Genomic DNA, 20363 nt, shown 5'->3' on the forward strand with positions numbered 1-20363 from the left:
ATACAAAGAGTTCGATTTAATGAAGGATAAGAGAATACTATATGTTTCTTCAGAGGTAACACCTTATTTACCAGAAACAGAATTAGCATCAACCTCGTTCAATGTAGCTAAGCAAGCACATTCTAAAGGAGTTCAGACACGTATATTTATGCCTCGCTTTGGGGTAATTAATGAAAGAAGACACCAGTTACATGAAGTTATTCGTTTGTCTGGTATGAACTTAATAATTAATGATATGGATATGCCATTAATTATTAAAGTTGCCTCGATTCCAAAGGAAAGGATGCAGGTTTATTTTATTGATAATGATGAGTATTTCAAGCGTAAGGCAATGTACTCGGATGAAGATGAGCAACTTTTTAACGACAACGATGAACGCATGATTTTCTTTGCGAAAGGAGTTGTTGAAACCGTAAAAAAACTAAACTGGGCTCCAGATATTATACACGTTCACGGATGGATGGCTTCTTTACTTCCTCTATATTTAAGAGAATTTTATAAAGAAGAACCTCTATTTAGTCAAAGTAAGATTGTAACTTCGCTTTATAACAATGGTTTTGAAGGCGAGTTAAATAATGAACTTGCTAATAAAGTGCGCTTTGACAAAATAGGTAACGGTAAAATTTCAAATTTAGAAACACCTAATCATACTAATATTTTAAAAAGCGCTATTGAAAATTCTGATGCTGTTGTAAAGGGTAGTGAAATTATCCCTGACGAAATTGAAGAATTCATCGCTAATAGCGATACTAAAGTTCTTGAGTTTCAACAGGAAGAAAACCTTACAGAAGCATACTTAGAATTTTATAGAGAAAATGTTTTAGAATTAAGTGAGTAAACATATAGGATGATTAGAAAAATTGGTATTTTAGGGGTAGGACTATTTTGCTTAGTCTCAATATTGTCGTGCGAAGAAGACTTTAAAGATATTGGAAGTAATGTAGTAAAAAACACAAAGTTTAATACAAACGAAATTGAACTTGAATTAGAAATTACACCGATTGATTTGGAAAGCGTTAGGGCTGACAATATAGCTTTAGGAAATCGGGTTTCTGAATATTGGTTAGGAGTATACAATAGTAGAAATTATAAAACTTTAGAATCTTCTTTTGTTACTCAATTAGGGCTTCCTACCAACTTAAGAACGGAAGATGTAGAAGCTGCTTCGGATGATCATCCCATTGACTCTATTTATCATCTTGATGATGTAATACTAAAACTACCTTATACGGCAACTAGAAAAGGTGATCATGATAATGGGTCTCCTAAATTTGTACTTGACTCGGTATTGGGTAATCCAGATATCGCAACCAGTCTTAAAGTATACAGAAATGGAACTTATTTGAACACTTTAGACCCTAGCGATCCAGCTGCGACTAATTCTTATATGTCAAATGAGACTTATATTGAAGACGAACTACTTAATAAGGACGCTTCTTTTACATTTAAACCTTTGGATACAGACACCATGTATACGATTACCAGGACGAGAAGAACGGACTTTACCAACAACAATACTGAAACTTTCGATACCGAAGATAAATTAAGTACAAAAGCACCGTTTATCTCTATTCCATTGAATAAGACTAGAATGAAAGAGTTGTTTTGGGATAAATTTGGAGATTCTGAATTTACATCATCTCAAGAGTTTGCTAATTATTTCAGAGGAATATATGTAAAAGCAGAAGGTAGTGATGGCTCTCTATTACCATTTAACCTTGCCGGATCTAATCCAGCCGCTGCAGTTGAGTTTCATTACACTATTTCAAGGTTTGAGAAAGAAGAAGGTAATGACAATTTAGTGTACAAAGACACAATTCTTTCGAAATACTCATTCCTTTTAAATGGTATTCGTAATTCTGTTTATAAAACATCTCCAGGAAGTAACAGTATCCCAAATGAGAATTTTGTTATTCAAGGAACTGCTGGAACTATGGCTCAAGTTAAAGTTTTAGGAGTTAATCTTGCCAAAGTAAGATTAAACGACCCTAATAATGCTATTCTAAAATACGAAGCTTTTGATAATAACCCGCAAGATGATTATTTAAGTTTGGAGGAGTTAGCAACTGTTAGAGACACAGCAAATGATAGTTTTGGGCTTTTAGTAAATGATGCTGCAATTACATTTTATATAAATCAAACAGTTAACACCAATAAAGATATTATTCCTCAACGCTTGTTCATTTATACAAATGAAGATGATGGTAATGGAACTCCATCACCTAAACATGTTGTTGATGCTTATACTGAAAGTCAGTTTTTTAATGGAAACTTAGTATCAACTGACGATAAACCAGAAAAATATACAATAAGAATTACCGACTACATATCTAACCTTCTTGATAGAAGCTCTACTAACTTTGCTCCTTTAATTTTAAAGGCTTACAATAACCCAACTGATAATCCGTTTTTAACCGGCGCATTAAACACTAATGTATTTACTTACAACTGGAACCCAAGGGGTGTAACCTTATTAAATCAAAACGAATCTACGCACGGAGCAAAAAAAGCAGTTTTGAAACTAACATATTCAGAAAAAAGATAAAGAATTTATTATGTGTGGTATTACAGGTTACATAGGTTACAGAGATGCCTACCCCATTGTAATTAATGGATTAAAACGATTAGAATATCGAGGCTACGATAGTGCCGGAATTATGATGTATGATGGTGAAAACATACATCTTTCTAAAACAAAAGGTAAGGTAAGTGATCTAGAAAAGATTACAGAGCAGGAAGAATTAAGAAAAGCAGGAAAAATAGGAATTGGTCATACAAGATGGGCTACACACGGAGTTCCAAATGATACGAACTCTCATCCTCATTTTTCAGAGTCTGGTGATTTGGTTATAGTACATAATGGTATTATTGAAAACTACGACACCATAAAGAAAGAATTAACTTCAAGAGGCTATACATTTAAAAGTGATACTGATACCGAAGTTTTAATTAACCTTATTGAAGAGGTAAAGAAAAATGAAGGTTGTAAATTGGGAAAAGCGGTTCAATTAGCTTTAAACAATGTAATTGGGGCTTATGCCATTGCAGTATTTGATAAAACTAAGCCGAATGAACTTGTTGTTGCAAGACTTGGAAGCCCTATTGCCATTGGTGTAGGAAAAGAAAACAAGGAGTTTTTTGTGGCTTCTGATGCTTCTCCTTTCATCGAGTTTACTAAAGACGCTATTTATTTAGAAGATGGTGAATTAGCCATTATTAAAAGAGATAAAGGAATAAAAGTTCGTAAGATTGAAACCGACAAAGAGGTTGATGCAGATATTCAAGAATTGCAATTAAACCTTGAACAGATTGAAAAAGGTGGTTTTGATCATTTTATGATTAAAGAAATCCATGAGCAACCTAAAGCTATTTTAGATACCTATAGAGGTAGAATGCTTCCAAATGAAGGAATTATTAAAATGGCAGGGATTGATGATAATTTACCTAAATTTTTAAATGCGGATAGAATTATAATCGTTGCTTGTGGTACTTCATGGCATGCTGGTTTAGTTGGAGAATATCTTTTCGAAGATATGGCTCGTATTCCGGTAGAAGTTGAATATGCCTCTGAGTTCAGATATAGAAATCCTGTAATAACGTCAAAAGATGTTGTTATTGCGATATCTCAATCAGGAGAAACAGCTGATACACTTGCTGCTATTAAATTAGCAAAGTCTAAAGGAGCCTTCGTTTTCGGAGTATGTAACGTCGTTGGATCATCTATTGCAAGAGAAACTCATGCAGGAGCTTATACTCATGCTGGACCAGAAATAGGTGTAGCATCAACAAAAGCATTTACTACTCAAATTACTGTACTTTCTTTAATTGCGTTAAAACTAGCTCAAGAGAAAGGAACTTTATCAAAAACAGCGGTAAACAACTATTTACAAACACTTCAACAAATTCCTAATCAGATTGAGAAGTTGTTAGAAATTGATCCTCTTGTACAGCATATTTCAGAAGTATATATGCATGCCACTAACTGTTTATATCTTGGTAGAGGCTTTAACTTTCCTGTTGCGTTAGAAGGAGCTTTAAAACTTAAAGAAATCTCTTATATACACGCGGAAGGATATCCTGCTGCAGAAATGAAGCACGGTCCAATTGCGTTAATCGATGAAAACATGCCTGTTTTTGTCATTGCAACAAACAAAGGGCATTACGAAAAAGTAGTTAGTAACATTCAAGAGATAAAGTCAAGAAGTGGAAAAATAATAGCCATTGTTACTGAAGGCGATGTAACCGTAAAGGAAATTGCGGATCACGTTATTGAAATTCCAGAAACAGAAGAAGCTTTTACTCCATTACTTACTACCATTCCTTTACAGTTATTATCTTACCACATTGCTGTAATGTTAGGTAAAAATGTAGATCAACCGAGAAATTTAGCTAAGTCTGTTACCGTAGAATAGTATTTCTCTAAGAAAAAATAAAAAAAGCTAGTTATTGATAACTAGCTTTTTTCTTTTTAAGTTTTAAATAAACGGGGAAATGATCGGAAAAACCTCCTTCATACCATGGTCCAATAAACGTTCTGAACGGACTTCCTTTTAACTTACCTTTATAAACTCTCATCCAAGGCTTCTTAAATATTTTTGCCTCAACAAACCGCAAACTACTACTCTCATCAAAAAAGTTCTTAGAAAGGATTATTTGATCGAACAAATGCCACTCTCCATAATAGGTTAAAGTACCATTATTCTTTTTATGCAACGCTTTCATCGGATTGAACAATGTATCATCTACTAAATAATTATCTATACTCATAGATGATGGATTATCATTAAAATCACCCATCACAATAAACTTCGGTTCATGACGCTCTTCTTTTTTTATCCTCTCTATTGTATCAGAAACCACTTTAGCCGCATTTACTCTTTTATATTCACTCTCTTTTTCCCCTTCTGCTCTTGACGGCCAATGGTTCACTATTACATAAACCAAATCATTATTTAAAATCCCTTTCACAACCAAAATATCTCTAGTATAATCGGTTGATCCATCCTCATCAGTTATCCCAACATAAACAGATTCAGAGGAAAGCACGGTAAACAAGCTCGGGTTATAAAGTAAAGCAACATCGATACCTCTTTCATCTGGAGAATCGTAATGTATGAATCTATAATTATGCTTGATTAAATTTTTATGCATAATTAAATCGTTCAATACTTTCGGATTTTCCACTTCAACTAATCCAATTATCGCCGGTCCATTGTACGATTCATGTTCGCCAATCATTGATAACACAGATGTAATCTTCCTTAACTTTTGTCTATATTTACTCTTGTTCCATTTAAATCTCCCTATAGGTGTAAAATCTCCATCGTCCTTATGAGGATCTTTTATTGTATCGAACAAGTTCTCTACATTATAAAAAGCTACTGTAAGTGTATTTTTTAATTTATCCTTAGCCATTTTAAGAATTATTTCATCATTTAATTAACTAGTATTTAACAAGGTATAACTTAATTCTAACACCAAAAATTAACATCTACACATTAAGTTATTTATAAAAACCATGAATATATAAAAATTAAAACCTTTCATTTACATTCTTCCAAAAAACAGCTTGAATCTTCCTTAAACCTTTAATATTAAGAAGATGTAAACTATTTAAATTAATCTACATAACTTACTATTAAACAATGTTTTAGTAACACCAGAAAAGTACTCAAACAACTAAAAGTCAATACTTTTACATCAGTAAAACATAACAGTTATAATCAAAAAACAAAAAGATGAGAAAGCTAGTTTTATTCGTATTATTTGCAATGATTAATATTTCTTTATTTGCAACTAATGAAAATCCTACCAAACAGGAAATTAGAACCACGATTGTAAAATTATTAGGAAAAACAGACTTTAAAATTGAAAAAGAACTTACCACGACGGTTGAGTTCATCATCAATAAAAAAGGAGAATTAGTGATTTTGGATATTGCTTGTCCAAATCCTTCAGTATGCGACTTTATAAAAAATAAACTTAATTATAAGAAAGTACACAGTACTATTACTGATGTACAATTTTTTAAAATGCCTTTAAGACTACTTAAAAGCTAAACTTTAGTTGTGTTTAATTAAAAGCCTTGCCTCTAAAGCAAGGCTTTTATATTTTCTTTAATTTTAACAACCTCATATTCCCAAAACGTCCAAGTATTCATGTATCAATAAACTCTACTTCAAACAATCATACTTGAAAAGTACTACAACACCAAGTTATCCTGTAGCTTAACCAGAAGAAATTTGTACTTTTGCCCGCGTATGATAGAAACCAGAGAATCCATATCAGAACGAGTAGTACTCATTGGAATTATTACTCAACATCAAGACGAAAAGCAATCGGAAGAATATTTAGACGAGCTAGAATTTCTTACACTTACCGCTGGTGGAAAAACAGCTAAACGATTTGTTCAAAAGTTAGATAGGCCCAACCCAAAAACTTTTCTTGGGTCTGGGAAACTAGATGATGTAAAAGCATATATTGATTCTCATGATATTGGGACTGCTATTTTCGATGATGAACTTTCACCAGCACAATTAAGAAATATTGAGCGTATTTTAAACTGTAAAATTCTCGATAGAACAAACCTTATTCTAGATATTTTTGCGAATCGTGCACAAACAAGTTCAGCTAAAGCTCAGGTTGAGCTTGCTCAATACCAATATTTATTGCCTCGATTAACAAGAATGTGGACTCACTTAGATAAACAAAAAGGGGGTATTGGTATGCGTGGTCCTGGTGAAACAGAAATAGAAACTGACCGTCGCATTATTAGAGATAAAATAACGTTACTAAAGAAAAAACTCGAAACCATTGACAAGCAAATGTCTGTTCAACGAAAAAATCGTGGTAAGATGGTTCGTGTTGCTTTAGTTGGATATACCAATGTTGGTAAATCGACACTAATGAATGTTGTAAGTAAAAGTGAGGTTTTCGCAGAAAATAAACTTTTCGCAACACTTGACACTACCGTAAGAAAAGTAGTTATTAAGAATATTCCATTTTTAATGACAGATACCGTTGGATTTATAAGAAAACTTCCTACTCAACTGGTTGAATCATTTAAGTCGACACTTGACGAAGTAAGAGAGGCCGATTTATTACTACATGTAGTTGATATATCTCATCCAAATTTTGAAGACCATATTTCATCTGTAAATAAAATTCTTGATGAAATAGACAGTGTTGACAAGCCTACTGTTATGGTATTCAATAAAATTGATGCCTATACTCATAAAACCATTGAGGAAGATGATTTAGTTACGGAAAAAACAAAAGAGCATTATTCTTTGGACGATTGGAAAAAAACCTGGATGAATGATATTGAGAAACAAAGTATTTTTATTTCAGCACTCAACAAAAGTAATCTAGAAGAGTTCAGAGAAAAGGTATACGACGAAGTCAAGAAAATACACGTACAACGTTTCCCTTATAACGATTTCTTATACTATGAATAACAATATTTTACATTTTTTTTAAAATAGGTTAACGAAAATCAAATAGTTTATATTGCTTATTTCCTTTTTTTTTATTAACTTTAAATTCCAGTAATATAAAATATTACGTACTAATTATTAACACTTTAATTCCCCCTAAAGATGAAAAAACCGTACACTACACTACAGATTAGAATACTCAATTCTAATATTCTCGAAGAAAATAGCTATCGTACTTCATATAATTACGTTGTTTAATTATTAATTTTTCTTTGTAATAGTTTAGTATAACATTAATTACATTTTAAGTATATTTTATTAGAGTTACTCTGTTACTCTAATGACTTTACAGCTCTATTACTTAGGAAGCAAACGATAAGCATCATGAGAAAGTTAGCTATATTCTTGCAATTTGTACTAATGGTTCAAGTCGCAGTTTCTCAAGAAGTTTGCGAAACCAAAGAAACCATTGAAAACGAAAATGATATCTCTAGCATTGCCAAGTGTTCAGTTACTGGCAAGTTAAATGATAATGGATCTAACACAAAATCTAAAGTTACCGTTGTTTCTTCTAGAAGTCGCCAAAAAAGACGTTCTAATGAAACCAAACAACTTTTTAGCAACAATGTTGTTAAACAAACTAAAATAAATGACAGTATTCAGCAACTAAAACTGGATCACATAAAAGAAAACATTACGGCAATCAATACAGCCTTAGAAGAAAAATTAGTTAATGAACAGGTATCGTTTAACGATGTTGAGTACATCCCTCAGTTCACAAATTGTTCTGAAGATATAGATGTATCGGAATGTTTTAATTATAAAATGCAAAAGCATTTAATAGATAATATTGTCTACCCAGAAAAAGCACTTAAAAAGAAAATTCAAGGTGATGTTTGGGTAAGTTTTATTATTACTAAATCAGGTCAAGTAAAAAACATTATTGCAACAGGTCCTGAGAACAGTGAAATGTTGAAAGAAGAAGCTATAAGAGTTATCTCTATTCTTCCTCAATTTATACCTGGAAAACAGAATGATCAAAATGTAAACGTAAGCTATACTTTTCCAATAAGTTTTAATTTAGATAACGTACTGGAATAAAATTAACATTTAATAAAGAAGAAAAAGTCATCTCTACTTGACGTTTTTGTCATTATCTATATCAAAAATATGACAGAAAAAAGTCATTTATTTTACTTGTATTGCAAAAAACACAAAAAAAATACAAGTTTTTTTTTCAAATCCATAAAAGATTCCCAATTTCGCTCAATCCTACTATTTATCAGTGGTTAACAGCGTATTCTTTTCTTAATTTTTGAGGATTTTTCACTTAAATTTTCCCCAAAAACATCCTATGCTAGAATAAAAAAATATAAGTCCAATTTTTATTCTATTTTTTTTTATACTTTTGCGCCGAGAAAAACTACTAACCTACTATAATACAGTTGAATAATAATTTTTCTTAACCCCTTATATATGAAAAGAATAATTGTATTGTTAGTATTATTAATACTATCATTTAATGCTTCCGCACAGGAAGTTTGTGAGACCCCAAATGAAGATGCTGCTGACTTAAACAGCATTACTAAATGTTCTATTAAACCTTCGAAAAACCCGAAGAATAAAAGATCAAGACAAATTACCGTAAAGGTATCAGCAAGTAAGCGCTTTCTTAAGAAAAGAGAAATTATAAAAAAACAAAAATCCTCAGGCCTCGGTAGCATAAATACTGCTGGAGTTTCTAGCTTAAATACTGGTCAGGGAATAGAAAACAACCAAATAGCAACTTCGTCATTAGCAAACGAAGAAACCACTGCTATAAGTTCAGGTGAATCCAAGTCTAAAAACTTAAAGAACAACCTAGAATCATTAACTGAAAAATTATCCAGAGAAGAAATTAAAAAAGCAGAACGTTTTAGTACTGTTGAAGAATTACCTTCTTTTGATGCTTGTAATGGTTCAAGTGAAGACGAGCGTTTAGACTGCTTCAATTTAGAGATGATAAAACACATTCAAAAGCATTTCCGTTATCCAAGTGAGGCTGTACGCAGCCAAATTGAAGGAGAAGTTTGGGTTCGTTTTATTATTGACAAAAACGGTTATGTAAAAAACATTAAAACCTTAGGTCCTAAAGGAGGAGATCTTCTTAATGAGGAAGCTAAGAGAGTAGTTACAAAATTACCTCGTTTTGCTCCTGCGAAGAAAAACGGCAGGTCTGTATCTGTTAAATATGGTTTCCCTATTAACTTCTCACTAGAAGAATAAATCAATAATTACACATATATTAAAAACCCCAGAAAATGGTAAAAAAACAATTAACACTAATTGTTTTTACTTTGCTGGCAATTACTTCTATTGCCCAAGTAAAAATAAGTGGAACTGTTTATGACGAGTATTTAGAGCCTTTCTATGGTGCTAAAATAACTGAAGGCAGCAATTTCACTCTCTCAGACACCTCTGGAGAATTTACAATTAACCTTGTAAGTAATCTTCCTTCAACAATAACGGTATCTGCATTTGGATATAGAACAGAGGTAGTTGAAATAACTTCACCTGACCAAGAAATCAACGTTATTCTTAAAGAAAACTTTCTTTTAGACCAAGTTGTAATTTCTGCTTCGCGTGTTCCTGAACGAATCATTGAATCGCCAGTAACTGTTGAACGTTTAGGGTTAAGTGAAATTAGAAGAAACACTTCTAACTCATTTTATGACGGATTAACCAATTTAAAAGGTATTAACTCGAATGAAACTAGTTATGGCTTTAAGTCAATTAACACTCGTGGTTTTGCTGATTTTAGCAATTCTCGTTTCGTTCAGTTAGTTGATGGAATGGATACCGCAGCACCAGCCTTAAACTTTAGTGCAGGGAACTTATCAGGAGTATCTGATTTAGATATTCAAAGTGTAGAAATATTACCTGGTGCATCTTCTGCCTTATATGGAGCAAATGCCTACAACGGTATTATGATTCTAAACACTAAAAACCCATTCGACTTTACAGGAATTAGCACAATTTTTAAAGCTGGTGCTACTCAACAAGAAGCTGGAGGTTTAAATGCCTTTTACGATCTTTCTTTAAGAATGGCGTATCGTTTTAGTGATGCTTTTGCTGCTAAAGTAAATGTTTCTTACTTCGATGCAGAAGAATGGCATGCTACTGATTTTCGCAATAGAGAAGTTGACACAAATGAGTTAATTGAAGGAAATATTGAATCAACTGTAAACTACGATGGAGTAAATACTTATGGTGATGAATTGTTCTATGATTTATCTTTAAACAATCAGTCTTTACCTCCAACACATCAAATTCCTGTAGGAACATTATTAAGAAGAACTGGATATACTGAAAGAGAACTTATTGACACTTATAGATCAAATAACTTAAAATTTTCGGGATCTTTACACTACAGACCGTTTAAAGATGACAGATTAGAAGTTCAATTCACTTCTAGATTAGCTATGGGTGATAACACATTCCAAGGAACTAGTAGATATTTACAACGTAACTATTACATCGGTCAGTCTAAATTAGAAGTTAAAGGAAAAAACTTCTACGTTAGAGGTTATTATACTAGAAACGATGCTGGAAATAGCTATGATTTAACTCGTTCTGGAGTTATGTTAAACGAAGCGTATAGTCCATTCAGAACTTGGGTTGAGGACTTTTTCACTACTCGTTATGGTCAAGGTTTAAGTATTCAGGAAGCAAGAGCTTATGCCGATAGAAACAGACTCCAACCAGGAACAGAAGCGTTTAACACTACCTTAAATACAATTAAAACCACTCTAATTACTGAAGGTGGTAGTGCTATTTATGACAGAAGTGCTTATACTCATGCTGATGGTAACTATAACTTCAAGAGCCTATTAAATGATTGGGCAGATGTACAAATAGGTGGATCATACCGTAAATATTCTCCAGATTCTCAAGGAACTATTTTCAATGATGCAAACGAGCCAATTAGAGTTGAAGAGTATGGTATTTATTCTCAAATTCAAAAGAAATTCTTAGATGATCGTTTAAAATTAACAGGGTCTGTTCGTTATGACAAGTCTCAGAATTTTGATGGAAACTTCTCTCCTCGTTTTGCCGTAAACTACGCATTAGGAGAAAGTAAAACACATATTTTAAGAGCATCATATCAAACAGGTTTCAGAAACCCTACAATTCAAGAACAGTATTTACTTATAAATACTGGAACTAAAACAAATGTTGGTTCAACTAAAGACAACTTAAGACGAATTTTTTATGATTATGGAAATGGTTTTGAAGTTTCTGGTGATGATATTATCAATAATTCATTATTAACCAGATCTGTATATGATGCAAATTTCGGTCAATCAAACGTGAAGTCTGATTATAAAGAAATTCAACCAGAAGTTGTTCAAACCATTGAGGCTGGTTACCGCGGTTTAATTCGTTTAAACAACAACAATAACCTTGATTTAGATATCAATGGATTTGTAAGTAGACATACTGATTTTGTTTTTGCACAAGATGTTGTTGTTCCTATGCTTGGAGAAATTTATCCAAACGGAAATCAAGCATTAAGCGACGCTGATGCCGCTCAAGCTCAAAGTCAAGGGGCACTTGTAGTAAATAATGTTGTAGTTTTAAGTCCGAATGCAAACTACTCATTCTCTCAAGGTTTTGTACAAGAGTTTTTCTTAACCACTAATGCTAATTCAATTGTACATTCTTATGGTATCGGAGTAGGGCTTCATACTAAGTTATTCAAAAACTATGATTTTGGTTTAAACTATAACTACATGGACTTTACCTTTGATGATGAAGATTATGGTTCTTTCGAGCCTAATTTCAACACACCAAAGCATACAGTTAAAGCTCAATTTGGAAACGAAAATTTATTTAAGAATTTCGGATTCAATGTAAGTGCAAGATGGCAAGACGAATTCAGATGGGTTTCTCCATTTGTAAGAGGAACTGTTGATGCTAGAACTGTAATTGATGCTCAAGTAAACTACCGTATTCCATCGTTTAAATCGAAATTAAAGATTGGTGGTACTAACTTATTCGGAAAAGAATACTTCGTAGCTCCAGGAACAGGTCAAATAGGGCAATTATACTATATATCTTGGACTATTAATAACTAAGAATACAAAAGACTTATTCATATATAAAAAAAGCCGTAAACTGATGTTTACGGCTTTTTACATAATACAATGTATAACTAACCAATTATACTGTTCTTAAGCTCTATTAAAACATTTTTAGCATCAGTTTTATTCGTTGATAAAATTGATTTGGAATTAACGATTAGAAATTTTTCATGAGTAGCATCTTCGTTTTCCATTTTAACTGAGGTATAAACAGTATTCTTTATTCTTATTGACTTCGGCTCCCCTATTTTATCGAAAGAATATTCTTTAGCCGGACGAAACAACTTCTTCATTATTAAAACACCATTCTCTACTTTTGCTGTGCAAACAAATCGAAAAAGATAAATTTGTAAAGCAATCATTCCTAAGAGGAAGATTCCCGTAAATAACATTAGCCCAGTAGATCCATTTTTTATCACTCTATCATAAGCCACTGGCATAATAGCTAAGATTACAATTGCACTTAAAAAAACTCCTGGAATTGTTAAGTTAGATGATAATTTTCTCGTTTTCATTTGAGGGTAATTTTTAATTATAGTTTATTTCTTACCATAAAGTTCTTTAAAATATTTTCAGAAATCTCAAATACTTATTATCTGTTACCATCTATCTATTAATTGATATAAAACCATAAAAAAAGCCTCCTAATAAAACATTAGGAGGCTTTTTAAATGAAGTAATTTTATACTATTCTTTAACGTCAAGCTTTATACTTAACTCCTCAAGTTGCTCGTTATCGATAGTTGCAGGAGCATCGATCATTACATCTCTTCCTGAATTATTCTTTGGGAAAGCAATAAAATCTCTAATCGTTTCTTGACCTCCTAAAATAGCTACCAAACGATCAAGTCCAAAAGCCAATCCTCCATGAGGTGGAGCTCCGTATTCAAAGGCATCCATTAAGAACCCAAACTGCGCTTTAGCTTCTTCTGGGGTAAACCCTAAGTGTTTGAACATTATTGCCTGTGTTTCCTTATCATGAATTCTGATAGATCCACCACCGATTTCGTTTCCATTCAATACCAAATCATATGCATTTGCTTTTACAGCTCCTGGATCGGTATCTAATAATTCTAATTGTCCTGGTTTTGGCGAAGTAAATGGATGGTGCATTGCGTGATAATGACCTGTTTCTTCATCAAGCTCTAATAATGGGAAATCAATTACCCATAACGGTGCAAACTCATCTGCTTTTCTTAAACCTAAACGTTCAGCCATTTCCATGCGTAAAGCACTTAATTGTGCTCTTACTTTCGAAGTATTTCCTGAAAGCACACAAATTAAATCTCCTGCCTTCGCACCTGTTGCCTTCGCCCAATTTGCTAAATCATCCTGATCATAGAATTTATCTACTGACGACTTAAAGCTTCCATCTTCATTACACTTCACATATACCATTCCTAAAGCACCAACTTGCGGACGCTTTACCCAATCGATAAGTTTATCAATTTCTTTACGAGTATAAGAAGCACCTCCTGGCACAGCAATACCTACAACCAATTCAGCATCATTAAAAACTTTGAATTCTTTGTGTTGTGCTACTTCATTTAACTCACCAAACTCCATCCCAAAACGAATATCTGGCTTGTCATTTCCGTACTTACGCATAGCCTCGTCGAAAGTTATTCTTGGGAACTTAGCAACCTCAACATCATTAATCTCTTTCAATAAGTGACGTGTCATTCCTTCAAAAATCTCTAGGATATCTTCTTGCTCAACAAACGCCATTTCACAGTCTATTTGTGTAAACTCAGGTTGACGATCAGCACGTAAATCTTCATCTCTAAAACACTTTACAATCTGGAAATACTTATCCATTCCTCCTACCATAAGCAATTGCTTAAAAGTTTGAGGAGATTGTGGTAATGCATAAAACTGACCAGCATTCATTCTTGAAGGAACTAAGAAGTCTCTCGCACCCTCCGGAGTAGATTTGATTAAATATGGAGTTTCCACGTCAATAAATCCTTTATCTGAAAGATACTTGCGAACTTCCATTGATACTTTATGACGGAAAACTAAGCTTTCTTTTACTGGATTACGACGAATATCTAAGTAACGATACTTCATGCGTAAATCTTCTCCACCATCCGTTTCATCTTCAATAGTGAACGGAGGAAGTTTAGCGTCATTTAACACGGTTAACTCCGACACCAACACCTCAACATCACCTGTAGGAATGTTTTCGTTTTTCGAAGCTCTTTCAATCACAGAACCTTTTACCTGAACTACGAATTCACGTCCCAAAGTTTTTGCTTTATCCATTAACTCTTTTGGAGTACGCTCTTCATCAAAAATTAACTGAGTAATTCCATAGCGATCACGTAAATCCACCCAAATCATAAATCCTTTATCACGTGACTTTTGTACCCATCCTGCTAGGGTAACTTCGGTATTTATATGCGATGCTCTTAACTCACCACAAGTATGCGTTCTGTACATTTCTTGAATTTTTAGCTGCGCAAATTTAACCATAAATGTCAGTATGCAAAAAAATTAGAGTAAGTTCGTTTTTTAAATTCAGTAATCTTTGTATTATTAACTGAAAAATCAGTTTTACAGAGGCAATCATTGCTTCTTAAAAGAAATTAAATATTTACTATGAAAGAAAAACAACATTACATACCACTACTACTCACCCTATTCATATTTCTGCTTTTACAGTTACCTGGTTTAACTTTTATTCAATACCCTTTTAGATTGTTAGGAACTTGGTTTCACGAAATGGGACATGGTGTTACCGCTTTGCTTTTAGGTGGTAAATTCATGCATTTAGAAATTTATGAAAATGGAGGCGGTGTTGCTTATTCAAGTGTATCTAATTCCTATTTACCTTACAACATAGCAAGAGCACTTACCGCTGCTGGAGGACTCATAGGATCAACCATTGCTGGGGCAATATGTATTGTTGCTGCCAAAAAACCTAAAACTACCACCTATGCACTTGGAAGTTTACTTTTTGTAATTATCCTCTCATTGATTCTATGGATTCGATCTTTTTGGGGTATCCTGATCCTATCAGCCTTTGCTTTAGGACTTGTTATTATTTTTAAAATGAAAAATGCGAGTCTTCAAAAATCGACTCTCTTATTTTTAGGACTTCAAGCAGTCCTAAGTAGCTATTATGAATTAGGCTATCTTTTTACAAAGCAATTTGAGCGTTTTGGAAAGATTAATTACTCCGATACTGAAACCATTGCTCAAAATACCTTTGGAACCTATTGGTTTTGGGGAATAATCATAAGTGCTATCAATCTTTATATAATTATTAAAGCCATTGTTTCCTATTTTGAAAATAAAAAGAGTAACTATTAAGATATTCTTATGATCACCCCATATTGAAATGGATTAGTCTCCTTCTCTGATTTTTCGCTAACCTTGCTTTGAAAAGCGAGGTTCTTAACGAAAAAAACAAGTCTGTTAAAAATTCAAAATAATTGGTTATGACAGATCCTTCCTCGTTTATTTGCTATTCAAAATAAACACAATGACATTAGAAGATTTTAAAGCCAAATTAAATAGCAATCCTGAACAGATTGAGTTTTCAGAAACAATAGCAACGATTGATGCTAGTTATGACTTTACTCCTACAGCTTTCAAAAACGGAGAAACGAGCAACAATGCGAACGAGAACAATGGATCTTGCAAAGTATTTGCATTCGCATTAGATCAAAAATTTACTCAAGAAGAGGCATTAGCATCTTTCGGACAATTCTATTTCAAAGATGTTTTAGAAAATCCTGAAGGAACCGACCATCAGAATATCCGAAACTTTATCAAATTTGGATTCGACGGACTAAACTTTGAAGGTACTGCACTTACTCCAAAGAAATAACCATAAATAAGCCGTTAATTGTTAAACGCTCCTTCTTTGAGTCTAGTAAAATAATCTTTAGCGGCTTTTTTAACTTTTGGTGCCAAAATTAACGTCGAAAGTACAGTTGGTATCGCCATTAATGCATACGCACTATCAATTACATTAATCACAAACTCCAATTTAATAATCGAAGCAATTACGATAGTGACAATGTAGATGTAGTTATAATACTTCCCAACTTTAATTCCGAATAAGTAACTTAAACAGCTATACCCATAAAATGAATAGGTAAATAAAGTAGAAAAGGCAAAAATCAACACGCAAATTGTGATGATAATACTTCCTAAATTGGCAGGCAACACACTATCAAAAGCCACTAAAGTTAGTGAGATACCATTTCCTTTAAACCCTTGCCAGATTCCTGAAGCTAAAATAGCCAATGCAGTTAAGGTACATACCAACAACGTATCAATAGCAGGACCTAACATTGCTACCAAACCTTCTCGGATAGGTTCATTGGTTTTGGCAGTTCCATGCATCATTGGAGCGGTTCCTAAACCAGCTTCATTTGAAAAGGCGGCTCTTCTAACACCCGTTATAATTAATGTTCCCAAAGCTCCTCCTACAACTGCTTGACCAGAAAATGCATCCGTAAAAATTAAAGAGAAAATTGATGGAACTTCTCCAATTTTTAATATTAAAATTGTTAAAACGGTAATCAAATAAACAACTACCATAATAGGTACCAACTTCCCTGCGACTTTTCCAATTCTTTTTATTCCTCCAAAAATTACCATTGCTGTGATAATGGCAATACTAATTCCTAATAGTAATTTTGCAGTATCAATGTTTGCTTCTCTTACTTCGAAAACATCTACCAACGTTTGAGTTAATTGATTCGCTTGAAAGGCAGGTAAGGTTCCAAATAATCCTGCAAAAGCAAAAAACACAGCCAATGGTTTCCATTGCTTTCCTAAACCTTCAGTAATTACATACATCGGACCTCCTTTAGTATTACCTTCTGCATCTTTACCTCTATACATCACGGATAAACTACAAGTAAAAAATTTAGTAGCCATCCCTACAAAAGCACTCACCCACATCCAAAAAATAGCACCAGGACCTCCAGTAGCAATCGCAATAGCTACTCCACTGATATTTCCCATTCCTACGGTAGCAGCAATAGCAGAAGATAAAGCCTCATAATGCGATAAATCACCTGGAGAATCGTGTTTATCGTACTTACCTGTTAAAACTCCAACGGCATGTCTCATATATCTGAAAGGAACCAGACCTGAGTATATAAAAAGGAATAGCCCTCCTCCAATTAGAAGAATTAATAATGGAATTCCCCATACCCATTGAGAAAATTCAGAAACAACGCTTTGTAATGATAAGTACATACTGCTTTAATTTTGTGCGAAATTAAGGAATCCTGAGAAACTAGTCTTATGATGTAGTTCAAATGCTGTATTGGATGTTTATAGATTCCCAAAGAATTCAACTCTAAAAAGAAAAAGAATGACGAAATCGCCATTCTTTTTTATGATAATTCATTGATCCTTTAATTTGAAAAATTAATTCATCAAATCTTCGATTTCGTCAGCATCAATTGGAATGTTTCTCATTAAGTTAAATGGATCTCCATTTTCTTGAACAACAACATCATCTTCTAAACGGATACCAAACCCTTCATCTGGCAAATAAATTCCTGGCTCAACTGTAAATACCATATTTGCTTGCATAGGCTCGTGTAATAAACCATAATCGTGCGTATCAAGTCCAATATGATGTGAAGTTCCATGCATAAAATATTTTTTATACGCTGGCCAATTAGGATCCTCATTTTGAACATCTGCTTTGTCCAACAATCCTAAACCTAATAATTCTGAAGTCATGATTTTACCCACCTCAACATGATAATCTGCCCAAATAGTTCCTGGCACTAACATTTTAGTAGCTTCATTCTTCACTTTGTTTACAGCATTATATACAGCTTTTTGTCTATCTGTAAACTTTCCAGAAACAGGAATCGTTCTTGTCATGTCTGCCGAATAATTTGCGTACTCTGCACCAACGTCCATCAAGATTAAATCTCCTGCATTACACTGCTGATTATTTTCAATATAGTGCAATACATTCGCATTATTTCCTGAAGCAATTATTGGAGTATAAGCAAACTTCTTTGACCTATTTCTCAAAAACTCGTGGATGTATTCTGCTTCGATTTCATATTCCCAAACACCTGGCTGAACAAAATCCAGTACGCGTCTGAATCCCTTTTCAGTAATATCACATGCTTTTTGCATTAAATCAAGTTCAATAGTATCTTTTACTGAACGTAATCTCTGTAAAATAGGATTACTCTTAGCTACTGAATGTGCAGGATATTTGTTTCGTAACCATTTTGTAAAACGATCCTCTCTAGTTTCAGTTTCAACGTTTGCTCTATAGTGCTCATTGGTATTAATATATATCGTATTGGCATAACTCATCAACTCAAACAATACTTTCTCTAGGTCTTGTAGCCAAAAAACAGTTTTTACTCCACTAACCTCAAAAGCTCTTTCTTTTGTTAATTTTTCACCTTCCCAAACAGCGATATGTTCATTCGTTTCTCTTAAAAATAAGATTTCTCTGTATTGTGGTTTTGGACAATCAGGAAATAGTACTAAAATACTCTCTTCTTGATCTACTCCACTTAAATAAAAAATATCTCTATGTTGTTCAAAAGGTAAAGTAGTATCTGCACTAACTGGATAAATATCGTTTGAATTGAAAACCGCTAAACTGTTATCTGACATTTGAGCCATAAAGTTTTTACGATTTTTTATAAATAGGTTACTATTAATAGGTTCGTATTTCATCTCTGTATTTTTTAATGTTTTAGTAATATCTTGCTTCAAAATTAACTAAAATCATAACGAGAATTTGCAGCCAAATGGCACTATTTTACATTCTTTCTTATTCTACTCATATGTCTCTTTGAAATTCCAAGAAAAGAAGCCAAGTAATGAAGTGGTACTTCATTTAAGAGATTGGGTTCATTAATTAATAATTTTCTATATCTATCTTCAGGCTGAAGTGTCAGTAAATCAAGACGATAATCGTCAATTAAAAAAATTTGATTTTCTATAAGGTTATAATAGAATTGCTTGAAGGCGAGATTACTTTTCATGAGCTCATTAAATTTACTTATTTCTATAATTTTGAGCTGGCATTCACTCAAAGCCTTTATATTTTTTGATGAAGGAATCTGTTTCAAAAAACTCTTTAAAGAGGTGGTACAACTATTCTTTAGTGCTAAATAGGTTGTTTTATCTTCATCATTCACGGTAATTGAATGTTGTAAAATACCACTTTCTACAAAACAGAAATACTTACAAACCTCATCTGCCTCTACAAACATTTTGTTTTTTGGAAGTGTGTAAGAGTCGAATGCTTTCGAAATTTCATCAATACGAACACTCAAAGTATTATCATTGATTACTTCAAAAAGGTAGCTTTGAAAATTTGCTTTATCCTTCATTACTGTGTATTACTTTTGACTTTAAATGTATAAAAAAAGAAAGATGCTATTACTAACATCTTTCTACCCTTCATTCTATTTCACTCACTAAGTGAGTCAAATTCTTTCAACTTTAGTCGAAATATTTTAAAAAAGGATTCTGATTTACATTGGACTAACCACAGTAATAACAGATCCTATTTACTCATGGCGTTTTTAATAAGTCCAATAATGACCATTAAAACTCCACCTCCTACTCCACCACCTGCAATACTTCCTAAGATTCCTCCGAGATCAATACCTAACATTCCAAGTAATTGACCTCCAAGACCACCTCCAAGAATTCCTACAACAGAATTCCACAGTGTTCCCATAGAGAATTTTTTAAGCAAAGCGCCAGCCAGGTTACCACCTAGGGCACCTGTTAATAAACTAATTATTAATTCCATGTTTTGATTTTTTTGGTAGTTATCACTACC

17 protein-coding genes are annotated in these 20363 nt (G+C 33.1%); 10 read left to right on the plus strand and 7 right to left on the minus strand.

Going from position 1 to position 20363, the window contains the following annotated elements; all coding sequences use genetic code 11:
- The first annotated feature begins 19 nt into the window (after window positions 1-19).
- From ACKTTV_RS04275 to glmS, 3 genes are read left to right on the plus strand one after another with little or no spacing between them, the layout of a single operon-like run.
- On the plus strand, window positions 20-838 hold the full coding sequence (locus tag ACKTTV_RS04275) for a glycogen/starch synthase (RefSeq protein WP_408029575.1): 819 nt from the start codon (window positions 20-22) through the stop codon (window positions 836-838).
- Window positions 839-847: 9 nt separating this feature from the next.
- Window positions 848-2545: a DUF4270 family protein gene (locus ACKTTV_RS04280; RefSeq protein ID WP_408029576.1), complete on the plus strand. Its 1698-nt coding sequence runs from the start codon at window positions 848-850 to the stop codon at window positions 2543-2545.
- 10 nt (window positions 2546-2555) lie between these two features.
- A complete protein-coding gene (gene glmS, locus ACKTTV_RS04285) occupies window positions 2556-4412 on the plus strand; it encodes a glutamine--fructose-6-phosphate transaminase (isomerizing) (RefSeq protein ID WP_408029577.1) in 1857 nt (618 codons plus the stop codon).
- A 31-nt stretch (window positions 4413-4443) separates the two neighbouring features.
- Here the strand turns inward: glmS and ACKTTV_RS04290 are convergent, their stop codons facing one another.
- Window positions 4444-5415, minus strand: coding sequence for an endonuclease/exonuclease/phosphatase family protein (locus tag ACKTTV_RS04290; RefSeq protein ID WP_408029578.1), 972 nt, complete (start codon window positions 5413-5415; stop codon window positions 4444-4446).
- Between the two features lie 323 nt (window positions 5416-5738).
- Between ACKTTV_RS04290 and ACKTTV_RS04295 the strand changes: the two genes are divergently transcribed.
- The 5 genes from ACKTTV_RS04295 (at window position 5739) to ACKTTV_RS04315 (ending at window position 12553) form a co-directional block, all read left to right on the plus strand.
- Complete coding sequence (locus ACKTTV_RS04295; RefSeq protein ID WP_408029579.1) at window positions 5739-6059, plus strand: hypothetical protein; 321 nt, start codon at window positions 5739-5741, stop codon at window positions 6057-6059.
- A 201-nt stretch (window positions 6060-6260) separates the two neighbouring features.
- Window positions 6261-7457 (plus strand): GTPase HflX, encoded by a 1197-nt coding sequence (hflX, locus tag ACKTTV_RS04300; RefSeq protein ID WP_408029580.1) that lies wholly within the window; start codon window positions 6261-6263, stop codon window positions 7455-7457.
- 363 nt (window positions 7458-7820) lie between these two features.
- The gene (locus ACKTTV_RS04305) at window positions 7821-8537 is read left to right on the plus strand and encodes an energy transducer TonB (protein ID WP_408029581.1); all 717 of its coding nucleotides are present in this window, start codon (window positions 7821-7823) and stop codon (window positions 8535-8537) included.
- A 375-nt stretch (window positions 8538-8912) separates the two neighbouring features.
- Window positions 8913-9701: an energy transducer TonB gene (locus ACKTTV_RS04310; RefSeq protein WP_408029582.1), complete on the plus strand. Its 789-nt coding sequence runs from the start codon at window positions 8913-8915 to the stop codon at window positions 9699-9701.
- 35 nt (window positions 9702-9736) lie between these two features.
- Window positions 9737-12553: a TonB-dependent receptor domain-containing protein gene (locus tag ACKTTV_RS04315; protein WP_408029583.1), complete on the plus strand. Its 2817-nt coding sequence runs from the start codon at window positions 9737-9739 to the stop codon at window positions 12551-12553.
- A 77-nt stretch (window positions 12554-12630) separates the two neighbouring features.
- On the opposite strand, the gene ACKTTV_RS04320 is transcribed toward ACKTTV_RS04315, so the two are convergent.
- Both ACKTTV_RS04320 and aspS read right to left on the minus strand, forming a co-directional pair.
- Window positions 12631-13074, minus strand: a complete 444-nt coding sequence (locus ACKTTV_RS04320) for a hypothetical protein (RefSeq protein WP_408029584.1) — start codon at window positions 13072-13074, stop codon at window positions 12631-12633.
- 172 nt (window positions 13075-13246) lie between these two features.
- Entirely contained in the window at window positions 13247-15001 is a 1755-nt protein-coding gene (gene aspS, locus ACKTTV_RS04325; protein WP_408029585.1) for an aspartate--tRNA ligase, read from the minus strand.
- A 159-nt stretch (window positions 15002-15160) separates the two neighbouring features.
- On the opposite strand from aspS, the gene ACKTTV_RS04330 reads away from it, so the two are divergent.
- Together ACKTTV_RS04330 and ACKTTV_RS04335 are read left to right on the plus strand one after the other, a co-directional pair.
- On the plus strand, window positions 15161-15874 hold the full coding sequence (locus tag ACKTTV_RS04330; RefSeq protein ID WP_408029586.1) for a M50 family metallopeptidase: 714 nt from the start codon (window positions 15161-15163) through the stop codon (window positions 15872-15874).
- A gap of 172 nt (window positions 15875-16046) precedes the next feature.
- A complete protein-coding gene (locus tag ACKTTV_RS04335; protein ID WP_408029587.1) occupies window positions 16047-16394 on the plus strand; it encodes a HopJ type III effector protein in 348 nt (115 codons plus the stop codon).
- A gap of 14 nt (window positions 16395-16408) precedes the next feature.
- Here the strand turns inward: ACKTTV_RS04335 and ACKTTV_RS04340 are convergent, their stop codons facing one another.
- The 4 genes from ACKTTV_RS04340 to ACKTTV_RS04355 form a co-directional block, all read right to left on the minus strand.
- Complete coding sequence (locus ACKTTV_RS04340) at window positions 16409-17779, minus strand: alanine/glycine:cation symporter family protein (protein ID WP_408029588.1); 1371 nt, start codon at window positions 17777-17779, stop codon at window positions 16409-16411.
- Window positions 17780-17953: 174 nt separating this feature from the next.
- Complete coding sequence (locus ACKTTV_RS04345) at window positions 17954-19243, minus strand: aminopeptidase P family protein (RefSeq protein ID WP_408029589.1); 1290 nt, start codon at window positions 19241-19243, stop codon at window positions 17954-17956.
- Window positions 19244-19323: 80 nt separating this feature from the next.
- Complete coding sequence (locus ACKTTV_RS04350; protein ID WP_408029590.1) at window positions 19324-19905, minus strand: Crp/Fnr family transcriptional regulator; 582 nt, start codon at window positions 19903-19905, stop codon at window positions 19324-19326.
- A gap of 176 nt (window positions 19906-20081) precedes the next feature.
- The gene (locus tag ACKTTV_RS04355) at window positions 20082-20333 is read right to left on the minus strand and encodes a hypothetical protein (protein WP_093670597.1); all 252 of its coding nucleotides are present in this window, start codon (window positions 20331-20333) and stop codon (window positions 20082-20084) included.
- Between the last annotated feature and the right edge of the window lie 30 nt (window positions 20334-20363).

The sequence above is a fragment of the Tenacibaculum xiamenense genome (assembly GCF_964513065.1).
Lineage (GTDB): Bacteria > Bacteroidota > Bacteroidia > Flavobacteriales > Flavobacteriaceae > Polaribacter > Polaribacter xiamenense.